Source organism: Shigella sp. FJ200513 (genome assembly GCF_040495915.1).
In the GTDB taxonomy this organism is placed as follows: Bacteria; Pseudomonadota; Gammaproteobacteria; order Enterobacterales; family Enterobacteriaceae; genus ECMA0423.
In genome coordinates, this window is record NZ_JBDYCV010000209.1 from 1 (window position 1) to 2,340 (window position 2,340).

Sequence of the window (2,340 nt, forward strand, 5' to 3'; positions counted from 1 at the left end):
TTTCTGCTCATTATTAGCTCCTTCTGATGCCATTCTATTTCAGGAAGGAGTGTCCGTTAAACTCAGGCTACCTCAAACGCCCGTGCCGGTGTGCCGGGCAGCGATGAGGAAACCCGTGCGGACTTTGAAAACCGCCGACGTAATTCAGTTGCCCGTAATGCCCGGAATATTCTGGAAGCCATCCGGGGTGAAATACTCTCCACGGTAGAAAACGTGGTGGATGTTTACGTCACCCATAATCCGAAAAAAACAGAACAAAAAGCCGGAGTCAGTATCCATTAACACCCGGTTCGCTTTATGTTGGCGTGTACGGCGGCAGCCCGGCAGATATCGCGGCGGCCATCTGGCGTAAGGCTCCGCCGGGTATTGATATGAATGGCAACACAACGTTCACTGTTGCAGATAAGGAGTACGATCCGCCGTATCCTGAATACGTGATCAGCTGGCAGACACTCAAACCCGTCAGTCTGCATGTCAGTGTGACGCTGAAAAAAAGTGACTACCTGCCTTCAGATATTACCCGACAGGTACAGCAATCCGTGCTGGACGCATTTAATGGTACAGATGGTGGTCTGCGGGCAAGAGTTGCCTCTGTTGTCTCTGCCGGGCGCTACTATGCCGGCATTTACAAAACCGATCCGGAACATATTGATATTCTGGGCCTTACTGTGAGCCGTGATGGTTCGTCATGGACAACGGCTGTCACTTTCGGGATAGATGAGATTCCGGTTCTGGATGTGTCGGATATCAGTGTGAAACTCCAGGAGGCATAACGTGCAGAATGTGGCTGCCACTGTGCTTGCGCAGTATGCTGCCAGCCCCCGACTCAATGCCCTCATTAACAGCTTTAACGCAGCGCTTTCCCCCGACAGTTTTATCAGTGATTTTTATGGTCTTATCTGGAACATCGATACCGCAGAAAAGTATGGTCTTGATGTCTGGGGAAAGATTGTGGGTGTCAGTCGCTGGCTGACGGTAAAGGACGATTTTAATTACCTGGGCTTCAGCGAGTCCAGGATGGACACCCCGGTAATGGATGATCCCTGTCCGTTTAATCAGGCACCGTTTTACAACGGAAAATCGGATACCCGGACTGTTGACCTGTCTGATGCTGTATACCGGCGGCTGATACTGATGAAAGCCATGTCGAACATTACTGACTGTTCCGTTCCGGATATTAACCTGATGCTGAGATTTATGTTCGGAAAAAAACGCCGGGCTTATGTTCTGAATAATGGCGGGCTGAGGATGAGTTACGTCTTTGAGTCCGCGCTCTCGTTGGCAGAACTGGCGATTATCCAGTCGTCGGGTGCACTGCCATCCCCGCCGGGTGTTTATGTTTCAGTAGTTTTAAAGGAGTCCCGTAATGAAGGCCAGTGATAAACCCCGCCAGCTGGCGGTCCCCTTTGCGAGTACCGGAGATAAAAACCGTATCCCGGACAAGGCGACACAGCAGACCAGAGAGAGCGGTAATGCTGCGTATGATTCAGGTTTTCCTCCGGTGACCATGACAGCGGTCTCAGCGGGAGGTATACCGCCACACGGCAAGGATTTTAACGGTCTGATGTACGATATTACCGCAGCAATACGGTTCGCCCAGGCTGGCGGTTTGTACACGTATAATGCCGGTTTTGCGGGGGCCATTGGTGGATATGCAAAAGGAGCCATTCTCGCCGGAGTCGCAACAACAGCGGTCTGGCTGAATACCACGGACGATAACCTGACCGATCCTGAAGGCTCCGACAGTGCGGGCTGGGTAAATCTTCTTGAGGATCCGAAAAGGATATTCCTGCGGCAGAAGAACAATCTGTCAGACCTTCAGAATAAAGGGACGGCACGGGATAATCTTCAGGTTTACAGTAAAGAGCAGTCAGATCAACGCTATGTTCATCGGGAAGGCGATAAAATAACCGGAGAGCTGAAAATCCGTGGTGTTAATGCGCTGAGGATTTTCAACGAAGCTTTTGGCCTGATTTTTCGTCGTTCGGAAGAGTGCCTGCACCTTATTCCCACCAGTGAAGGTCAGGGGGAAAATGGCGATATTGGTCCCCTGCGCCCGTTCACCATTAATTTGCGGACGGGTGAAATATCCATGTCGCATAAAGTGTCTGTTGGCGGTGGTTCGCAGGTCAATGGTGCGCTGGGTATCGGCGTTCAGAACGCCCTGGGGGGGAATTCAATTGTTCTTGGTGATAATGACACCGGATTTAAACAGAATGGAGACGGTATTCTGGATGTTTATGCTAATAGTCAGCGTGTATTCCGCTGGATTTGCCCCTATATTTCCAGACATCTGTTATCACTTAACCCATTACAAGCCCGCTGCCGCAGATATTCCCG

At 50.8% G+C, this 2,340-nt stretch carries 3 protein-coding genes and 1 pseudogene; all 4 read left to right on the top strand.

Features of this window, described 5'->3' with window-relative positions; all coding sequences use genetic code 11:
• Positions 1–90 precede the first annotated feature (90 nt).
• On the top strand, positions 91–282 hold the full coding sequence (locus ABZJ92_RS21450; RefSeq protein ID WP_005051198.1) for a hypothetical protein: 192 nt from the start codon (positions 91–93) through the stop codon (positions 280–282).
• Between the two features lie 89 nt (positions 283–371).
• A complete protein-coding gene (locus ABZJ92_RS21455; protein WP_228355439.1) occupies positions 372–773 on the top strand; it encodes a hypothetical protein in 402 nt (133 codons plus the stop codon).
• A gap of 1 nt (position 774) precedes the next feature.
• On the top strand, positions 775–1,380 hold the full coding sequence (locus ABZJ92_RS21460; protein ID WP_001181756.1) for a DUF2612 domain-containing protein: 606 nt from the start codon (positions 775–777) through the stop codon (positions 1,378–1,380).
• A pseudogene (locus ABZJ92_RS21465) lies at positions 1,367–2,269 on the top strand (phage tail protein); the annotation flags it as partial. The gene ABZJ92_RS21460 and the pseudogene ABZJ92_RS21465, both read left to right, overlap by 14 nt.
• Between the last annotated feature and the right edge of the window lie 71 nt (positions 2,270–2,340).